Here is a 17554-nt window from a genome sequence, read left to right on the forward strand (position 1 = left end):
AAGGAGGCGGCGATGCTTCGGCTGCAACTGACGCTCGCGGCGCGCTACTTGTGGGGGCGCAAGCTGCGCACGGCGCTGACCACGCTGGCGATTGTGTTTGGCACCATGGTGATCTTCGGCATGGGCGTTCTGCTGCCCACCATGCTGGCGGCTTTTCAGGCGAATGTGCTTGCTGCCGCCGGGCAGGTCGATGTCACTGTGACGCAGAAATCGGGCGAGGCCTTTGCGCGCAATACGCTCAGCAAAGTGCGCGCCGTGCCGGGCGTGCGCGTGGTGGCGGGCTCGCTCAGCCGCACCATCAACATTCCGGCCGGCTACTATGGCCGCGCCCAGCTTGGCGCGCTCACGCTCACCGGTATCGACATCGACGCCGCGCAGGCGCTGCGAACCTACCCGGTGAAATCGGGCCGTTTCCTGCGCCCCAGCGACGAAAATGCTGCCGTGATCACCGCCGCCCTGGCTGAAACACTGGGCTTGCAGCTCAACCAGAAACTGCACCTGCCCACCGCCGACGGCGACGTCTCGCTCAGGATCGTTGGGCTGCTGCCCGCGCGCTCGCGCCCCGGCAACGAAGAAGTGCTGGTGACGCTGATCGAATCCCAGAAGCTGCTGGCCCTGCCCAACCGCATCAACACCATCGAGGCGAACTTCGACGTGGCCGACCAGGCGCAGCGCGCCGCGATTGAGCAGAACATCCAGACCGCGCTGGGCGACAACTACACGCTCGGCGGCCTGTCGGGCGGCGGCGAGCTGCTGGCCGGCTTGCAGACCGGGCAGGCGGCGTTTAGTCTGTTTGGCTTTCTGGCGCTATTCATGGGCGGCTTCATTATCTTCAACACCTTTCGCACGATTATTGCCGAGCGCCGCCACGACATTGGCATGCTGCGCGCAATTGGCGCAAGCCGCCGCACAATCATCGGGCTGATTCTGGCCGAGGGCGTGCTGCAAGGCGTGCTTGGCACGCTGATCGGCATGGCGCTGGGCTATGGCATGGGCGCGGGTATTCTCTACCTGATGCGCTCGCTCTACCGCGATTTCCTGCACCTGACGATTGGCGACCCGGTTTTGGAGCCGGCCTTGTTCGTTCGGACGATCCTGCTGGGCGTGGGCGTGACGCTGCTGGCCGGCCTGCTGCCCGCGCTGAGCGCCAGCCGAATGTCGCCGCTGGAGGCGCTGCGCCCAGCCGTGCCCGAGCAATCTGGCCGGCGCATCACGCGCAGCACGATTGCGGGCGTGGCGCTGCTGGTGCTGGCGCTGCTGGCCCTGTTTTCGCGAAATGCCCGCGCCGCCGGGCTGGGCGGGCTGCTGTTCCTGATCGGGCTGGTGCTGGTCGCGCCCGTGCTGGTGCGGCCAATCGCCTCGTTCTTCAGCCAGGTGCTGGCGATGATTGTGGCGCGCGAAGGCACTGGCGAGCTGGCGCGCAGCAATGTGGTGCGCCAGCCGGGCCGCGCCGCTGTCACTGCAAGCGCGACCATGGTTGGGCTGGCAATTATTGTGGCAATGGGCGGAATGGTCTGGAGCCTGTCAGGTGGCTTTCTGGGCACCTTGCAGAAAAGCCTGGGCAGCGACTACCTGTTTATTCCGCCAGCGGTGGGCGTGTGGGGCAATAATGTTGGCGCGAAAAACGGCCTGGCCGACCGCCTGCGCGCCGTGCCGGGCGTAGGGGTGGTGAGCACGCTGCGCTACGCGGCGGCGACCGCCAATGGCAAAGCTTTGTCACTGCTCGGCATCGACCCAACGGTCTACCCGAAAGTGGCGAGCCTGAACTTTCAGGAAGGCGACCCCGCGACCGCCTACACCGACCTCGGGCGCGCGCGGGCGCTGATCATCAACGGTGTGTTTGCCGCGCAAACCGGCCTGCATCCCGGCGACACCGTGCGCCTGACGACGCCGACCGGCCAGCAGAGCTACCAGATCATTGCGGTGGCGAGCGATTACCTGAACGCCAAGGTGCAAACCGCGTATATCGCGCAATCGAACCTGCAGCGCGATTTCCGCAAGAGCGAAGACATTTTCATTCAGCTCAATCTCGCGCCCAACGCCAGCGCCGCGGCGGTTGAGCCAAAGCTCAAGGCGATTCTGAAGGACTACCCGCAGTTCCGGCTGGTGTCGGGCAAGAGCTTTTTTGAGGAAAACAAGCAGATCTTCGACCAGACTTTTCTGGCGATGTATGCGCTGCTGGCCGTGCTGGCCGCGCCGTCGCTGATCGCGCTGCTGAACACGCTCGCGATTGGCGTGATCGAGCGCACCCGCGAGATCGGTATGCTGCGGGCGATTGGCGCGACGCGCCGGCAGGTGCGCCGCATTGTGCTCGCCGAGGCGCTGCTGCTGGCGGTGATTGGCACGGCCTTTGGCTTGCTGGCCGGCCTGTACCTCGGCTATGTTCTGATCCTGGGGCTGGGCTCGGCTGGCTACCCGGTGGCGTATGTCTTCCCGAGCAATGGCTTGATTGCCGCCACAATCATCGGCATTCTGCTGGGTGTGGTGGCGGCGCTGTTCCCGGCGCGCCAGGCTGCGCGAATGAATATTGTGCGGGCGCTGCGCTATGAGTAGCGTTACGCATATGGCCGGGTACTCTGTTTGCGTTGATATGGCCGATTGGTCAGGTGTGCTATGAAAAAGGTTTGGATCGCGGTAGCTGCGGTGCTGGTGCTTGGTGTTGCGGCCTTTGCGGTGCTGCGCGGGCGTGCTGCCACGCCCACGGCGCAAACCGCGCCAACGGCGGCACCGATTGTGGACAACACGCTGGTGGCGGAGGCGCGGGTCGTGCCGGTGCGCGGCGCTGCCCTGAGCATGACTAGTGGCGGCGTGGTTGCGGAAGTGTTGGTGAAAGAAGGCGACGCCGTGCAGTCGGGCCAGCCATTGCTCCGGCTCGACCGGGCGCGGGCGCAGGCCGCAGTGGCACAGGCCCAGGCGCAGCTTGCGCACGCACAGGCCGCCTTTGGCAAGCTGCATACCGGCGCGACGCCTGAGGAGCTCGCGGCGGCCGAGGCGCAGCTTCGCCTCGCGCAGGCCCAGCAGCGTCAGGCCAGCGGCGGCGTCACCTCTGCCGACCGGGCGGCGGCGCAGGCACAGCTGGCCGAGGCCCAGGCGCGGCTCGCTTCCTTGCAGGCCGGCCCGCGCAGCACCGACGCGCAGAGCGCCCAGGCGCAGCTTGCGCAGGCGCAGGCCAACCTCCAGGCCCAGCGCGACAGCCTTTCGGCCGCGAAAACCAGCGCCAAGCTCGCGCTCGATCAGGCCACCAGCGCGCTGACGCAGGCGCAATCGGCCTACTCGACGGCGCTGCAAAACTGGCAATATGTGCAGGATACCGGCAACGACCCGGTCGCGCCGACGCGCACAAACGCGCAGGGCAAGGCCGTTGCAAACCGCCTGAACGACGCCCAGCGCCAGCAGTACTACGGCGCGTTTGTGCAGGCCGAAGCGGCGATGCACAGCGCCGAAGCGGGCGTGCAGCAGGCGCAGGTTGCGTACGACAATGCGCGCCAGGCCGAGATCAGTGGCGTGGCTTCCGCGCAGGCATCGGTTGATCAGTCGCAGGCCGCGCTCGACAAGCTGCGCGCCGGGGCCGACGCCGAAGCGCTGGCGGCAGCACGCGCCGCAGTAGCCAGCAGCCGCGCCCAGCTCGACAAGCTCAACGGCGATCAGCGCGATGGCGCACTTGCCGCCGCGCAGGCCGCCGTCGATCAGGCGCAGGCCAGGCTCGACGAGCTGCGCGCTGGTGTCTCGCAGGACGATCTTGCGGTGGCCGAGGCCGATGTCCAGAGTGCACAGGCCGCCCTGACCCTGACCGAAGCGACTGCCGCCGAAGCGGAATTGCGCGCGCCATTCGCTGGCACGGTTGCCGCGCTCGACGCGACCGTGGGCGAGTTCATCGCGCCCGGCACGCCAGTGGCCTACCTTGGCGATCTGGCGACATGGCAGGTGGAAACCACCGACCTGACCGAGCTGAATGTCGCGGCGGTGCAGGTTGGCAGCCCAGCCAGCGTCACCTTCGACGCCATTCCCGACCTGACACTCGCCGGTAAGGTCACGCGCGTGCGCGCGCTGGGCGAAAGCAAGCAGGGCGACATTACCTACACCGTGACAATCGCGCTCGACAAGCAGGACCCGCGCCTGCGCTGGAACATGACGGCTTCGGCAACAATCGACAAATAGCACCGAAAGCTTTTCCACACGCGCCCCGCCGTCAAACGCGGGGCGTTTTGGTGTCTGCCGGGCTTCGTGGTACACTCTCCGGCGGCGCGAACGGAGCGCATTGCGCGCAGTGGGGAGGACATAATGCTGCGTTTTCTCAGGCGGCGGCTAGGCCGCGAGCGCACAGCCGATGTCATAGTGGTGGGCGCGGGCCTGGCTGGCCTCTATGCGGCGCGCGAGCTGGCGGCGCGTGGCGTGGATGTGCGCGTGCTCGAAGCGCGCAACCGGGTGGGCGGGCGCACGCTCAGCCACCCGCTGCTGGGCGAATCGGTCGACCTCGGCGCGCAGTGGGTTGGCCCGACCCAGCGGCGCGTGCTGGCGCTGGCCCGCGAGCTGGGCGTTGAGATTTTCCCGCAGGCCCACCGTGGCAAGAACGTACTATTGCTGGGTGGCCAGCGCGGCATCTACCGCGGCACCATCCCCGCGCTGCCGCTGGCCGGGCTGGCGGCCTTGCAGCTGGCGATCATGCGGATCGATTGGCTGGCGCGCACGGTGCCGCTCGACGACCCGGCCGCCGCGCGCCGCGCCGCCGAGTGGGATGCGCAAACGGCGGGCGACTGGCTTCAGCGCCACGTGCGCCGCGACGATGCGCGCGCGGTGCTGCGAATTGCAATCAACGCGATCTTTGCCGCCGAGCCAGAAGAATTGTCGCTGCTGTTTTTCCTGTTCTATGTGCACTCCGGCGGCGGGCTGATGCCGCTCAGCGAGATCAGGCGCGGCGCGCAGCAGGACCGGCTGGTGGGCGGCGCGCAGCAGCTTTCCGAGCGCATGGCCGCGCAGCTGGGGCAGCGCGTGATTCTGAACAGCCCGGTCACCGCAATTGCGCACGACGCGAAGGGCGTGACGGTGCAAAGCGGCAGCGGGCGCTACCGGGCACGCGCTGCGATTGTGGCGCTGCCGCCCACGCTGGCTGGCGCAATTCATTACCACCCGGCGCTGCCACGCTCGCGCCAGCAGCTCACCGCAGCAATGCCAATGGGCCGCGTGATCAAGTGCGTGCTCGCCTACCCAACGCCGTTCTGGCGCGCGGCTGGCTTCGCGGGCACGGCGCTCAGCGACACTGGGCCGCTGCGCATGGTGTTCGACGATAGCCCGCACGAAGGCGAAACCGGTGCGCTGGTGGGTTTCATTCTCGGCGCTGACGCCGACGCGTGGGGCGACCGGCCGCGCGCCGAGCGTGCCCGCGCCGTGTGCGATCAGCTCGTCGAATTCTTCGGGCCGCAAGCGGGCGCGCCGGCTGCCTACCTCGAGCAGAACTGGGCCGATGAGGCGTGGAGCGCGGGCTGCTACGTGGGCGTGCTGCCGCCCGGCGCGCTGACGCGCTACGGCGACGCGCTGCGCGAGCCGGTTGGGCCGATTATCTGGGCTGGCACCGAAACCGCCCAAGTGTGGAATGGCTACATGGATGGCGCGATTGAGTCGGGCGAGCGCGCGGCCCGCGAGGCGCTGATGCTGGTGACGGGATGACACGATGCCAGGGTGACGGGGTGAAAGGGTGACGGGGTGAAAGGGCGAAAGGGTTGAACGTATCTGGAGCTCGTTGTAAACAGCAGACAAGTTCAACCCCCAAACCTCCGTGCCTCTGTGTCTCTGTGGTTTGGTTTTCTCTAAAACCTTCGTGCCTTCGTGTCTTCGTGGTTTGGTAAATCCAAAACCTCCGTGCCTCTGTGCCTCTGTGGTGAGCTTTTCGGTCGTCGGTTGTTCTTCGTCGTTTTCGTCGTTTCGCCCGCACAAAGGAGCCTTGCTATGAACCTGGGCGCGTCGGCTGCTGATTTTGGCTTTCTGATCATCGGCTCGCTGCTGCTGCTGTTCGCTTTCATGATCCTGATTGGCGTGGCGCGCCTGCTGAGCGCGGTGCTTGGCGGGAAAAAGGGGCCGTGGTCGTTTGTGATCTTCCTGCTGCTGCTGGCGGGCGTCTTTTTTGGCGGCTCGCTGTATATCGACAGTGCCGGGCTGGCGGCGAATGGCCTGGTGCTAAAGAAAAGCGAAACGGCAACGATCCGCCGCCAGGGCGACTGGCAGCGCGATTTCACCGCCACAGTGCGCTATCGGCTCGACGGCAGCACGCCCAGCAGCGATGAATTCAGCCTGGATGAGCAGGAAGCCAGCACTGGCCTGCGGCTCAATGCGGCGCAGTTCGATGCCCTGCGCGAGCAGCAGTTCGTGCCGGTGCGGATCGTTCCGATCTGGCGCAGCATCAGCGTGGTGCGGCTGGCGAGCATCAGCACACGCGATCTGGTGCCGCTGCCCTGGCTGCTTGGCGGGCTTGGAGTGCTCGTGTTCGTCGCGCTGGCGTGGGCGGCGCGCAACAATACGCTGGGCTGCGGCCTGCTGGGGCTGGTGGCAGCGGTGGCGGCCGTCGCCGTGCCGGCGGCGATTGTCTACCAGCAGTGGCAGGCCAGCGAAAACACGGCCGCACGGCCCCTGCGCGCCCAGGCGACGGTGAGCGCAGTGCAGCGCATCACGCGCATCGACCCGCTGCCGTGCCGCAAAAATTGTGGCCGCCGCATCGACACGCGGTTCGATGTGCCGCAGCAGTATGATATTGTGCAGTTCACGTTTACCCCGGCTGGCGCGAGCGAGGCGGTACTTGGCGTGGATGCTGCCGACGCGGGTACATTCAGCGGCACGGCGGGCAGCACCGCCGAGATCGCCTATGCGGCCAACGACCCGCGCGGCGCGCAGATCGCTGGCGCGGGGCACTCGCACCACTGGAAGAATATGCTGGCCTTTGCGGGCATGTATATCGGCTTTCTGGTGGCGCTGCTGCTGCTCTTTGCGCTGCTTGGCTGGCTCAGCCGCCGCGTGCGGCGCAGGCGGGCGAAGGGGTGAGCGAGTGGCAGGCGGCAGGCGGCAGTCGGCAGGCGGCAGTCGGCAGTCGGCAGTCGGCAGTCGGCAGGCGGCAGTAGCCAGTTGGCAGTTGGCAGTCGGCAGGTGGCAGGCGGCAGGCGGCAGGCGGCAGGCGGCAGTCGGCAGGCGGCAGTTAGCATTGAACCAAGAACCCAAAATCTCTCTACCTTTCGCGCTTTTTGCGTTCTTTGCGGTTCATTCTTCTGGTTGGTTGTCGGTCGTCTATAAAAAGGGAAAACGCAGCAATGGAACAGCTTACCATACGCCCATTTGAACCCGCCGACGAAGCGGCGGTGATTGCGCTCTGGGCGCGCTGCGACCTGATCCGGCCGTGGAACGACCCGCAGAAAGACATTCGGCGCAAGCTGGCGGCGCAGCCCGATCTGTTTCTGGTGGGGGTGCGCGGCGGCGCGGTGGTGGCGACAGTGATGGCCGGCTACGACGGGCACCGCGGCTGGCTGAACTACCTCGCCGCCGCGCCCGAGCTGCGCGGGCAGGGGCTTGGGCGCGCTATGGTCGCTGCCGCTGAGGAGCGTTTGCGCGCGCTGGGCTGCGCCAAAATTAACTTGCAGGTGCGCCGCTCGAATGCGGGCGTGATTGCGTTTTACGAGCGATTGGGCTACAGCACCGACGATGTGCTGAGCATGGGCAAGCGCCTGGAGCACGACGATGTGCCGTAGTGCGCGTGGACGTGCGGGGGTAGGGGTTAGGGGTAGGGAGTGCGATGCTCTGTGGAAATTGTACATATAATATCTTGGTGCCTTGGTGTCTTGGTGGTAAAACATCCAGGCAATTATTACGAGGAAGAACGCAGCAATAGGCGCAAAACCCATCGGTGTAATCTGCGTCATCTGTGGACCACGTAACTCTGAATCCGCACGGAAGGAAGCACTCGTGGCACTCTCGAAATCAGTTGCGGCTGAGCGCCGCGCGACCCTGGCCGGCCTGGCGCCGGCTGTCTTTGTGCTGCTGTGGAGCACAGGCTTTATTGGCGCGAAATTCGGCCTGCCCTACGCCGAGCCGTTCACGCTTCTGCTGTTACGCTTCAGCCTGGCGGCGGCGCTGCTGGTGGGGCTGGCGCTGGCGCTCGGTGCGCCGTGGCCGCGCTCGCCGCTGCAGATTTTCCATGTGATTGTGTCGGGCTTGCTGCTGCATGCCGTGTACATCGGCGGCGTGTTCGAGGCGATACGCCTGGGCATGCCGGCGGGCGTGACCTCGCTGGTGGTGGGCTTGCAGCCAATTCTGACGGCGATCATTGCGCAGGCGCTCTTGCGCGAGCGCGTGGCGGCGCGGCAGTGGCTGGGCCTGCTGCTTGGTTTCGTGGGCGTGGGCCTGGTGGTGGGCGAAAAGCTGCTGGATGGCGCAACCGCCCAGTCGATCAGCGCAGAAGGAATGGCTATCGCGACCGTGGCCCTGCTGGGAACCACGCTTGGCACGCTCTACCAGCGGCGGTTCTGCACCGATGTTTCGTTAACCAGTGGTTCGGCCATCCAGTATCTTGCCACCACGGCGGTGATGCTGGTGCTGGCGCTGTCGCTGGAAAGCATGCGCGTGGTGTGGAGCGTGACGCTGATCGCGACGGTGGCGTGGCTGGTGCTGGCGCTGTCGCTTGGCGCGATCCTGCTCTTGTTCTGGCTGATCCGCCAGAATGCCGCCTCGCGCGTGGCCAGTCTGTTCTACCTGGTGCCGCCGCTGACCGCGCTGGAGGCGTTTCTGCTGTTCAACGAGCGGCTGGGCCTGCTGGCGCTCGGCGGCATGGCGCTGGCCGTGGCGGGCGTGGCGCTGGTGCTTGCGCCGCGAAAATAGAGAACGGACGAAAGACGAAGGACGGAGGACGAAAGCGCCTTGGTCCTTCGTCCTTCGTCCTTCGTCGGTGGTCGTTTAGCGCTCGCCTGGGCGCCGGCCAACCGCGCCGCCAACCAGCGCGACAATCACGCCAATGATGGCCAGCAGCCCAAGCGCACCGCGCAGCGAAACGGCTTCGGCCAGCGTGCCAAGCAGCGGCGGGCCGATCAGAAAGCCGGTGTAGCCCGAGGTGGCCATGGCGGCGATGCCGGTGCTGGGCGCGATGTTGGGCGTGCGCGCCGCCGCGCTCAGGATCAGCGGGAAGGCGCAGGCCAGCCCCGCGCCAACCAGCCCAAAGCCGATGATTGCCAGCGTTGGGATGCCGCTGCCGACCGCGAGCGCAATGCCAAGCGCCACCAGCGCGCCGCCGCCACGCACCACGGCAGCTGGCCCAAGCCGCTGCGCGAGCGTGTCGCCGCTGAGCCGGCCGATTGCCATCAGCAGCGAGAAGACGGCAAAGGCTGCCGCGGCCACGCCCGGCGCGGCTCCTAATCCTTCGCGCATGTACACCGCGCTCCAGTCGGCCACTGCGCCTTCGCAGAACAGCACGCCAAAGGCAATAAAGCCCAGCACCAGCATGGCGCGCGGCGGCAGCGCAAAACCCGGGCCGTCGTCGCCGCCGGCAGCCGCGCCCGCATCGGGCAGCAGCCAGCGGCTGGCAAGCACCGCCAGCGCAGTGGCAACAAGCGCCACGCCCAGCAGGTGCTCGCCCACTGGCACGCGCTGTGTGGCAAACAAGCCGCCGATGGCCGCGCCAAGCAGCCCGCCCACGCTCCACAGCCCGTGAAACGAGTTCATAATTGGGCGGCCGTAGCGCCCTTCCACCAGCGCGGCCTGCGCGTTCATTGCCACGTCGAGGCCGCCGTTGCATGCGCCCACCACAAACAGGGCGGCCATCAGCGCCGGCACGCTATTGGCGATGCCCGGCAAAATAATCGAAAGGCCAAACGCGCCAGCCATCACGCGGGTGGTGACCTGGCTGCCAAAGCGGTGAATGAGCCAGCCCATGGTTGGCTGGGCGATCAGCGCGCCAATTGCGGCGAACAGCAGCACCAGGCCCAGCAGCTGGTCGCCCAGCGCGAGCTGCTGCTTGACATCGGGGATGCGCGCGACCCAGTTGGCCAGGGCCATGCCGTTCAGCATGAAAATCGCGGCGACGGCCAGGCGCGCGGGTCGTGGCGGCGCGGCCAGGGCAGATTGTGCGGTCATGTGGTCTTTCTCGCTATGCGATTACGGTTGGCAAGTTGGCAGGTTGGCAAGTTTGCAAGTTTCTGGTCTGGAATAACCTGCAACTTTCCAACCCTTCAACGTGCAATGTACGCCGGCTTTTCGGCCAGCAGCACGCCCCAGCGATGGTCGCCGGCGCGGGCGTGCGCGAGCTTGCTGCGCCAGCTTGCGGCCAGCTCGGCGCGCTCGGCGTCGCTCAGGTCGCTGCTGTCGAGCGCGGCCAGCTCGCGCGCCAAAATATCGATAAACTCAGCAGTGCGATCTTCGGCGCGCAGGATGCCGAAGCCAGCCGCCTCGAGCACGGCGCGGTAGCCCGCCAGCGCAAGGAGGTCGTAGCCGCGCCCGCGCACATAGGCCGCGAACTCGGCGCTCGGTTCGCCCGCGTCGCGCCGCATATAGTCGGTGAACAGCAGACGCCCGCCCGGCCGCAATGCGCGCCACAGCACCGCAAAAAGCTGCGGCTTGGCATGGATGTGTAAAAAAGCGTCGCGGCTGTGGGCAAGGTCGTACTGTTCGGCCCCGCTGAACCCAAGAATATTACCCTGCGAGAAGCGCACCGCGTCTTCCAGACCTGCTTCCGCGCAGCGTTCGCGCGCAATCGCCAGCATGGCCGGCTCGATATCGATGCCATGCACCTGCGCGCCAAATTCCCGCGCCATCAGAAAGGCCGCGCCACCCAGCCCGCAGCCAACGTCGAGCACCTGCGCGCCCGGTTTCAGCCCTGCCAGCGCCAGCAATTCCCGCGTGGTAGATGCGCCGCCCGGGCTCACGAAATTGCGCCCGTAGATCGCTTCATACTTGTGGATGGCGGCCGGGCTGTACTGCCCACCCTCGCCGGCTTGCTCACTGCTCACGCGCACCTCCTGCCCATGCGGTTCGCGCGCAGTGTACACACATTCGCCCTGCACGGCAAGCGGCCGAGTGGAGGCAGGAGGCAGTTTGCAGTGAGCAGTGGGCAGTAACCTGTCACCTTCTATTTTTCAAACTTACAACCTTCAAACCTGCAACGTGCCAACCTGCAACCTTCAAAACCTTTGCGCCCTTCGCGCTCTCTGCGGTGAATAATCGTTCGCTAGTTGTCGGTCGTCGTTCTGCCACGCACGCAAAAGCCCCGCACCCAAGTGGATGCGGGGCTTTGAAAACTTGGGAAATTGATGTGTTAGCGAACCGAGCCGCGGCGCGCCAGGTTCACAATGCCCAGCAGTACAACCGCGCCGATGAACGACACAAGCAGCGCGCCCAGGCTAAAGTCGCTGTTGTTGATGTTCGAGCCGCCGATACCCAGCAGGTTGAACAGGAAGCCACCCAGGAACGCGCCCACAATACCGACCACGATATTCAGGATCGCGCCCTGCTGCGCATCCGTCCGCATCACAATGCTCGCCAGCCAGCCTACCAACGCGCCAAACAGCAGCCACAGAATGAAGTTGATCATGATTCCTATTCCTCCAGTTATGCTTTCCTCGGTGCGCCGCTCCGTGCGGTCGCGTATGCCGGGATATAAAGCAACTGGCGTGCCACGGTTTGCGAGTTGCAGGTTGGCAGGTTTGCATGGTGCATGTTGCGGATGATCGCTTACTGCCAACTGCCTGCTGGATGAACCGCAAAGAGCGCAAAGGACGCAGAGAACTAAAGACTCAAACCCAAAACCCCAGACTCTAAACCCTCACGCGGTTCTTCCTAAAAGTCGTAGTCGATCGACCATTCGACCTGCTGGCCGGGCGCGAGCGTGCGCTCAAAGAAGGGCTCCCACGAGAAGGTGTGCTGGTTACCCCAGATCGGGAAGAAGGTCGGCGCGTAGCTGCATGTGGCGGCAACCAGGCCCAGCGCGGGGTGGCGCTGCAGGATCACCAGCTTGCCGTTTTCGGCAAGGTCGAGCGCCTGGTAGAAACCGCGCTGATCGGGGGCGGCGCGGCGCGCGATCCAGCCGCTGTCGTTCACCATGTAGCCGGGGTTGTCGGGCATGGCGGCAAGCGGCAGGTTCAGGCGGCACAGCTCGGGCGTGTCGGTTTGTGGGAAGAACGGGTGTGGGAACCAGCTCATCTGAATCGGCAGCGTGCCGCTGTTATGCAGGCGCGTGAACGAGCGCAGCGTGCGGCTGTTCAGCGAGACCGTGCGCTCCAGCGCGGCACCGTAGCCAAGCACGTCGTGGCTGGTGCGCATGCTGATGCTGCTGTTTTCTTCCGCAACCTCCCAGGCGCAGAATTCCTCAACCTGCCGCCCCGCAAGGTCGCACAGGCCAATGCCCAGCACCAGCGCCCGCCCGCTGGCGTCGCCGGGGGCGCGTTGCGGGCTGAGGTTGAAGGCGTCGGGGATGCCCTGCCCGTCGAACCAGTTGAAGCTTTCGGGGAAGGTTGGCCCGGTGAGCAGCGGGCCGCGGCGCGCGTCGTGCACCTGGAAGATATAGCCGCCCGTGCAGTAGCGCACCCCAAAGCGCGCCTGGTCGGCCACCGGGTCGAGGATCTCAACCCGCAGCTCGTCGTTGCGAAGCGTGTACATGCTGTCTGCTCCCACTCTTATGCCTGGCGCCACATGGCCGGCGCGGACATCCTACCACACTGCCGCTCACACCAAATCGACGGCGATGCCCTGCTCGCGCAGCGCCTGGGCCAGCTCGGCCGGCGCGCCTTCGTCGCTGATGATCCGGTCGATCTCGTGCGGCAGGGCAAAGGCGCAGAACGAAGTCGTGCCGAACTTGCTCGCGTCGGCCACGCCCACCACAATCCCCGAGGCGGCGACCATCTGCTGCTTGAGCTGCGCTTCGTCGAGGTCGGATTCGAGCATGCCATCGCGGGCGGTAACGCCACGCGCCCCAAAGAAGCCGAGATCGACGCGCAGGCGCTGGACAGTGTGCGGGCTCAGGCTGCCAATCAGCGAGCTGGAGCGCCGACGCATGGTGCCGCCCACCACCACCGTGGTGATGCCGGCGCAGAAGTTCAGCTCCAGCGCAGTGTACAGGCCATTCGTCACCACGATCAGGTCTTCGCGATCTTTGATCAGGCGGGCGATCTGCAGCGCGGTGGTGCTGGCGTCGAGAAAAATGCGCTGGCCCGACTGGATCAGCGCGGCGGCGGCCTGGGCGATGCGGCGCTTGGCTTCCAGGTGTTCCTGCTCGCGCGCGGCGAAGTACAATTCCAGCCGCCCGCGCCCCGACACGACCGCGCCGCCATGCACGCGCGTCAGCACGCCCTGCGCCTCCAGCACGTCCAGGTCTTTGCGCACGGTCACTTCAGACACGCCCAGCACCTGGCTCAGCTCGCCCACCGAGCTGCGGTCGCGCGTGCTGACATAGGCCAGGATCTGGTCGCGCCGCCGCTCGGGCGAAACGCCCTGCTCGCTCTGCGTCATCCTGTTCTCCGGCAGGCTCAGGCCGCCCACCGAGCGGGCGGTGTGAAACATCTTCGTAATGCTGATGGTTCGTATCTGTTTATGGTATCCGCCACGGCGGCGAGTGTCAAGAGCAAAAAAACCGCCTTTTTTCGGCAAAATCGGCTACCTTGACATTGGGTGAAAGTGTGCTACCCTAGGCGCAACTTGTACCCCTTTTCTTTCGAATACCTTACGAAATTGCGCCTCCCAAGTTTTGAATGTTGAATGTTGAGTTTGCACAAACCTGCAACTTTCAAACCTAAAACTTGCAACGCTCTGCGCCCTTTGCGTTCTTTGCGGTTCATTCTTTTGTTCATTCGCCGTTCGTCGTCAAACCTGCAACCTGTAAACCTGTAAACGTACAACCCTCTGCGCACTTTGCGTTCTTTGCGGTTCATTCTTTTGTTCATTCGCCGTTCATCGTCAAACCTGCAACCTGTAAACCTGCAACCTGAAACCCACTAATGGAGGGCACGCGCCATGGCCATACCACCGACGGGCAAGCAGCTGCACGATGCCTATGCGCTGGCGAACGAGCGCTACGCTGGCCTGGGCGTCGATACCGAGCAGGCGCTTGCGGCGCTGCGGAATGTCTCGCTCAGCCTGCACTGCTGGCAGGGCGACGATGTTGCCGGCTTTGAGAACCCCGACGGCGAGCTGAGCGGCGGTATTGCTGCGACCGGCAACTACCCCGGCAAGGCGCGCAGCGCCGCCGAGCTGCGCAGCGACCTCGACCGCGCCTACAGCATGATCCCCGGCAGCCACCGCCTGAACCTGCATGCGATCTACGCCGAAACGGGTGGCAAGCCGGTCGAGCGCAATGCCCTGCGGCCCGAGCACTTCACCGGCTGGCTCGACTGGGCCAAGGCCAACGGCCACGGCCTTGACTTCAACCCGACCTGCTTCTCGCACCCCATGGCCGATAGCGGCTTCACGCTGGCGAGCTACGACCCGGCGGTGCGCCAGTTCTGGATCGAGCACTGCATTGCCTCGCGCGAAATCGGCGCGTCGTTTGGGCGCGCGCTGGGCACGCCCTGCGTCACGAATATCTGGATCCCCGACGGCCTGAAAGACACGCCGATCGACCGCGCCGCGCCGCGCCAGCTGCTGAAAGAGTCGCTCGACACGATTCTGGCCGCGCCAATCGACCGCGCCCACAACCTCGACGCGGTGGAGTGCAAGCTGTTCGGCCTGGGCTCGGAAAGCTATGTGGTCGGCTCGCACGAATTCTACATGGGCTATGCAATCAAGAACAACACGCTGCTCTGCCTCGACAGCGGCCACTTCCACCCAACCGAGACGATTGCCGACAAGCTTTCTTCCGTGCTGATGTATGTGGACGAAGTGCTTCTGCACGTCAGCCGGGGCGTGCGCTGGGATAGCGACCACGTGGTGACGCTGAGCGACGAGACGGCGATGATTTTGCAGGAAGTGGTGCGCGGCCAGCTGCTGAACCGCGTGCATATCGGCCTGGATTTCTTCGACGCGAGCATCAACCGCGTGGCGGCCTGGGTGATTGGCGCGCGCAATGTTCTGCGCGCCACGCTTATGGCGATGCTTGAGCCAATCGATGAGCTGCGCGAGCTTGAGCGCGCCGGCGATTACACCGGGCGGCTGGCGCTGCTGGAGGAGCAGAAGGGCATGCCCTGGGCGGCGGTGTGGGATTATTTCTGCCTGCAGCAGGAAGTGCCGGTTGGCGCGCAGTACCTGGGCGAGATTCGCGCCTATGAGCGCGATGTGCTGGCAAAGCGAGCGTAAGCATGGCGCAGCAAACTGTTCTGGCGGTCGATCTTGGCGCGGAGTCGGGCCGGGTGATGGCGGTGCATGCCGGCGGCGAGGCGCTGCGCCTGGAAGAGTTGCACCGCTTCCCAAACACCACCGCCGAGGTGCGTGGCACCCTGCACTGGGATTTCCTGCGGCTCTGGCGCGACATTCAGGAAGGCATTGGGCGCGGGCAGGCGCTGCGCCCGGCCAGCCTGGGCGTCGATACCTGGGGCGTGGATTTTGCGCTGCTCGACGCGCAGGGCGAGTTGCTGGGCAACCCGGTGCATTATCGCGACCGCCGCACCGACGGCATGATGGATTGGGTGTTTGCGCGGGTGCCTCGCGCCGAGGTGTTTGCGCAGACCGGCATTCAGTTCATGCCAATTAACACACTCTACCAGCTTGCCAGCCTCGCCACCCGCGAATCGCCACAGCTGCAAGCCGCGCGCACGCTGCTCACCGCCCCCGACCTGCTGAACTACTGGCTCACTGGCACCGCCGTCTGCGAGTTCACCAACGCCACCACCACGCAGCTGTATAACCCACACGCAGGCGGCTGGGCCACCGATCTCATCGGCGCGCTGGGCTTGCCGCCCGCGATTTTCCCCGCGCTGGTGCCGCCCGGCACGCGCCTGGGCGTCTACGCCGGCATCCCGGTGATTGCGCCCGCCTGCCACGACACCGGCAGCGCGGTGGCAGCAGTTCCGACCAGCACGCCGAACTATGCCTATATCAGCAGTGGAACCTGGAGCCTGGTGGGGCTTGAAGTGCCCGCGCCAATCATCAACGACGCCGCGCTGGCCGCAAATGTGACCAACGAAGGCGGAATCAACGGCACATATCGTCTTTTGAAGAACGTCATGGGCCTGTGGATCATTCAGCAGTGCCGCGCAACCTGGGCCGCACAGGGCCACAGCTACAGCTACGCCGACCTTGTCCAGCTTGCCAGCGCCGCGCCGCCGCTCCGGCATTGTTTCGACCCGAACGACAATCGTTTTCTGCCGCCCGGCGATCATCCCGCGCTGATTGCGGCGTGGTGCGCCGAGCGCGGCCAGCCCGCGCCCGACGATCACGGCGCAGTCGCGCGCTGTGTGTTCGAGAGTCTGGCGCTTGCGTATCGCCACGTGCTCGAAACGCTTGACGCGCTGGCCGATCACCGCACCGAAGTCATTCATGTTGTTGGTGGCGGTAGCCAGAACGCGCTGCTCAACCAGATGACTGCCGACGCCACAGGATTGCCGGTGGTGGCCGGCCCAACCGAGGCCACAGTGATTGGCAATGCTTTGGTGCAGCTGATTGCGCTGGGCGAGCTTGGCACCATTGCCGAGGCACGCGCGCTGGTGGCACGCTCAGCCGATTTGCAGCGCTACGAGCCGCGCAATCGCGCCGGGTGGGACGAGGCATTTGCGCGCTACCAGGCTTTGTGCGCGTGAACGCGCAGGGGCTAGGGGGTGGGGGATAGGGATTGGAGATTGGCGATTGCAATGCTTACGTTCTTTCCCGATCTCCCGAATTGCGTTTTGCACAAAAGCGAAAGTCATCAATCGATAATGCAGTTGGGCATTGTTGACTCTTCTGCTCGTGAATTTCAAACTACATGTGTGGATTTCGGTATGCTCGTTCAGCAGCAGTATGCAGATCCGCACAATCGTAAATCCAAAATCGTAAATCGAAAATGTACTAGAAACAAACCATGGGCGTCAAGAACTATCTAATCGATGGTGTTTCCTGCGCGGGTAAAACCACTGTTTGCAACGAGCTGCAACGGCGCGGCTACCACGCCATTCACGGCGACCGCGAGCTGGCCTACTGGGGCGATCTCGAAACTGGGGAGCCTGTGGCTGGCAATTCCGATGAGCATCGCGCATGGATCTGGGACGTGCAGAAGGTTCGAGCATTGGCGGCCGATCAAAGCCACCCGGCAACATTCGTTTGCGGCGGTTCGCGCAATTCCAGCCGCTTCATTGATCTGTTCGATGGCGTGTTTGTGCTTGCAATCGATCTGGAAACACTGAACCGGCGGCTTGCTGCTCGTCCTCCGAACGCGTGGGGCGGGACGGCAAGCGAAGGGGAGGCTTTTGCGCGCGTGCAGCATGCGACAAACGCGGGCCTGCCCGAGAACGCAACGATCATTGATGCCACGGCACCGCTCGCAAGCGTCGTGGACACTATTCTTGAAAAAGTCAGCTAGGTGCAATACCTTTCAAATAACCACCAAGACACCAAGGCACCAAGAAGTTATACTATCGTGAAGACCTTGGTGTCTTGGTGTCTTGGTGGTGAAACCCGGCGCAAACGCTCA

At 65.1% G+C, this 17554-nt stretch carries 14 protein-coding genes; 9 read left to right on the forward strand and 5 right to left on the reverse strand.

Annotation, left to right across the window (positions count from 1 at the left end):
* Positions 1-12 precede the first annotated feature (12 nt).
* The 6 genes from M1P90_RS04530 to M1P90_RS04555 all read left to right on the forward strand — a co-directional run bounded on the left by M1P90_RS04530 (position 13) and on the right by M1P90_RS04555 (position 8853).
* Positions 13-2553, forward strand: a complete 2541-nt coding sequence (locus M1P90_RS04530; RefSeq protein ID WP_483701464.1) for an ABC transporter permease — start codon at positions 13-15, stop codon at positions 2551-2553.
* Between the two features lie 60 nt (positions 2554-2613).
* The gene (locus M1P90_RS04535; RefSeq protein ID WP_483701465.1) at positions 2614-4158 is read left to right on the forward strand and encodes a hypothetical protein; all 1545 of its coding nucleotides are present in this window, start codon (positions 2614-2616) and stop codon (positions 4156-4158) included.
* A 123-nt stretch (positions 4159-4281) separates the two neighbouring features.
* On the forward strand, positions 4282-5664 hold the full coding sequence (locus tag M1P90_RS04540; protein ID WP_483701466.1) for a flavin monoamine oxidase family protein: 1383 nt from the start codon (positions 4282-4284) through the stop codon (positions 5662-5664).
* A gap of 279 nt (positions 5665-5943) precedes the next feature.
* Entirely contained in the window at positions 5944-7029 is a 1086-nt protein-coding gene (locus M1P90_RS04545; protein ID WP_483701467.1) for a hypothetical protein, read from the forward strand.
* Positions 7030-7292: 263 nt separating this feature from the next.
* Positions 7293-7727, forward strand: coding sequence for a GNAT family acetyltransferase (locus M1P90_RS04550; RefSeq protein ID WP_483701468.1), 435 nt, complete (start codon positions 7293-7295; stop codon positions 7725-7727).
* A gap of 214 nt (positions 7728-7941) precedes the next feature.
* Positions 7942-8853 (forward strand): DMT family transporter, encoded by a 912-nt coding sequence (locus tag M1P90_RS04555; RefSeq protein ID WP_483701469.1) that lies wholly within the window; start codon positions 7942-7944, stop codon positions 8851-8853.
* Between the two features lie 75 nt (positions 8854-8928).
* On the opposite strand, the gene M1P90_RS04560 is transcribed toward M1P90_RS04555, so the two are convergent.
* From M1P90_RS04560 to M1P90_RS04580, 5 genes are all read right to left on the reverse strand, one after another.
* Positions 8929-10101: an MFS transporter gene (locus tag M1P90_RS04560; RefSeq protein WP_483701470.1), complete on the reverse strand. Its 1173-nt coding sequence runs from the start codon at positions 10099-10101 to the stop codon at positions 8929-8931.
* 95 nt (positions 10102-10196) lie between these two features.
* The gene (locus M1P90_RS04565; protein WP_483701471.1) at positions 10197-10973 is read right to left on the reverse strand and encodes a methyltransferase domain-containing protein; all 777 of its coding nucleotides are present in this window, start codon (positions 10971-10973) and stop codon (positions 10197-10199) included.
* A gap of 305 nt (positions 10974-11278) precedes the next feature.
* Positions 11279-11554 carry a GlsB/YeaQ/YmgE family stress response membrane protein gene (locus M1P90_RS04570; protein ID WP_483701472.1) on the reverse strand — a complete coding sequence of 92 codons (276 nt, stop codon included), beginning with the start codon at positions 11552-11554 and terminating at the stop codon, positions 11279-11281.
* Positions 11555-11799: 245 nt separating this feature from the next.
* The gene (locus M1P90_RS04575; protein ID WP_483701473.1) at positions 11800-12618 is read right to left on the reverse strand and encodes a hypothetical protein; all 819 of its coding nucleotides are present in this window, start codon (positions 12616-12618) and stop codon (positions 11800-11802) included.
* Between the two features lie 66 nt (positions 12619-12684).
* Positions 12685-13518 carry a DeoR/GlpR family DNA-binding transcription regulator gene (locus M1P90_RS04580; RefSeq protein WP_483701474.1) on the reverse strand — a complete coding sequence of 278 codons (834 nt, stop codon included), beginning with the start codon at positions 13516-13518 and terminating at the stop codon, positions 12685-12687.
* 450 nt (positions 13519-13968) lie between these two features.
* Between M1P90_RS04580 and M1P90_RS04585 the strand changes: the two genes are divergently transcribed.
* The 3 genes from M1P90_RS04585 (at position 13969) to M1P90_RS04595 (ending at position 17443) form a co-directional block, all read left to right on the forward strand.
* Positions 13969-15246: an L-rhamnose isomerase gene (locus M1P90_RS04585; RefSeq protein ID WP_483701475.1), complete on the forward strand. Its 1278-nt coding sequence runs from the start codon at positions 13969-13971 to the stop codon at positions 15244-15246.
* A 2-nt stretch (positions 15247-15248) separates the two neighbouring features.
* Positions 15249-16685, forward strand: a complete 1437-nt coding sequence (locus M1P90_RS04590) for a rhamnulokinase (RefSeq protein WP_483701476.1) — start codon at positions 15249-15251, stop codon at positions 16683-16685.
* 260 nt (positions 16686-16945) lie between these two features.
* Entirely contained in the window at positions 16946-17443 is a 498-nt protein-coding gene (locus tag M1P90_RS04595; protein WP_483701477.1) for an AAA family ATPase, read from the forward strand.
* The last annotated feature ends 111 nt before the right edge of the window (positions 17444-17554 follow it).

The sequence above is a fragment of the Kouleothrix sp. 19917 genome, from assembly GCF_057073505.1.

Bases quoted from the DNA above. Each gene is read 5' to 3' on its own strand.
- M1P90_RS04530 (WP_483701464.1), top strand. From the start codon at position 13: ATGCTTCGGCTGCAACTGACGCTCGCGGCGCGCTACTTGTGGGGGCGC.
- M1P90_RS04535 (WP_483701465.1), top strand. From the start codon at position 2,614: ATGAAAAAGGTTTGGATCGCGGTAGCTGCGGTGCTGGTGCTTGGTGTT.
- M1P90_RS04540 (WP_483701466.1), top strand. From the start codon at position 4,282: ATGCTGCGTTTTCTCAGGCGGCGGCTAGGCCGCGAGCGCACAGCCGAT.
- M1P90_RS04545 (WP_483701467.1), top strand. From the start codon at position 5,944: ATGAACCTGGGCGCGTCGGCTGCTGATTTTGGCTTTCTGATCATCGGC.
- M1P90_RS04550 (WP_483701468.1), top strand. From the start codon at position 7,293: ATGGAACAGCTTACCATACGCCCATTTGAACCCGCCGACGAAGCGGCG.
- M1P90_RS04560 (WP_483701470.1), bottom strand. From the start codon at position 10,101: ATGACCGCACAATCTGCCCTGGCCGCGCCGCCACGACCCGCGCGCCTG.
- M1P90_RS04570 (WP_483701472.1), bottom strand. From the start codon at position 11,554: ATGATCAACTTCATTCTGTGGCTGCTGTTTGGCGCGTTGGTAGGCTGG.
- M1P90_RS04575 (WP_483701473.1), bottom strand. From the start codon at position 12,618: ATGTACACGCTTCGCAACGACGAGCTGCGGGTTGAGATCCTCGACCCG.
- M1P90_RS04580 (WP_483701474.1), bottom strand. From the start codon at position 13,518: ATGTTTCACACCGCCCGCTCGGTGGGCGGCCTGAGCCTGCCGGAGAAC.
- M1P90_RS04585 (WP_483701475.1), top strand. From the start codon at position 13,969: ATGGCCATACCACCGACGGGCAAGCAGCTGCACGATGCCTATGCGCTG.
- M1P90_RS04590 (WP_483701476.1), top strand. From the start codon at position 15,249: ATGGCGCAGCAAACTGTTCTGGCGGTCGATCTTGGCGCGGAGTCGGGC.
- M1P90_RS04595 (WP_483701477.1), top strand. From the start codon at position 16,946: ATGGGCGTCAAGAACTATCTAATCGATGGTGTTTCCTGCGCGGGTAAA.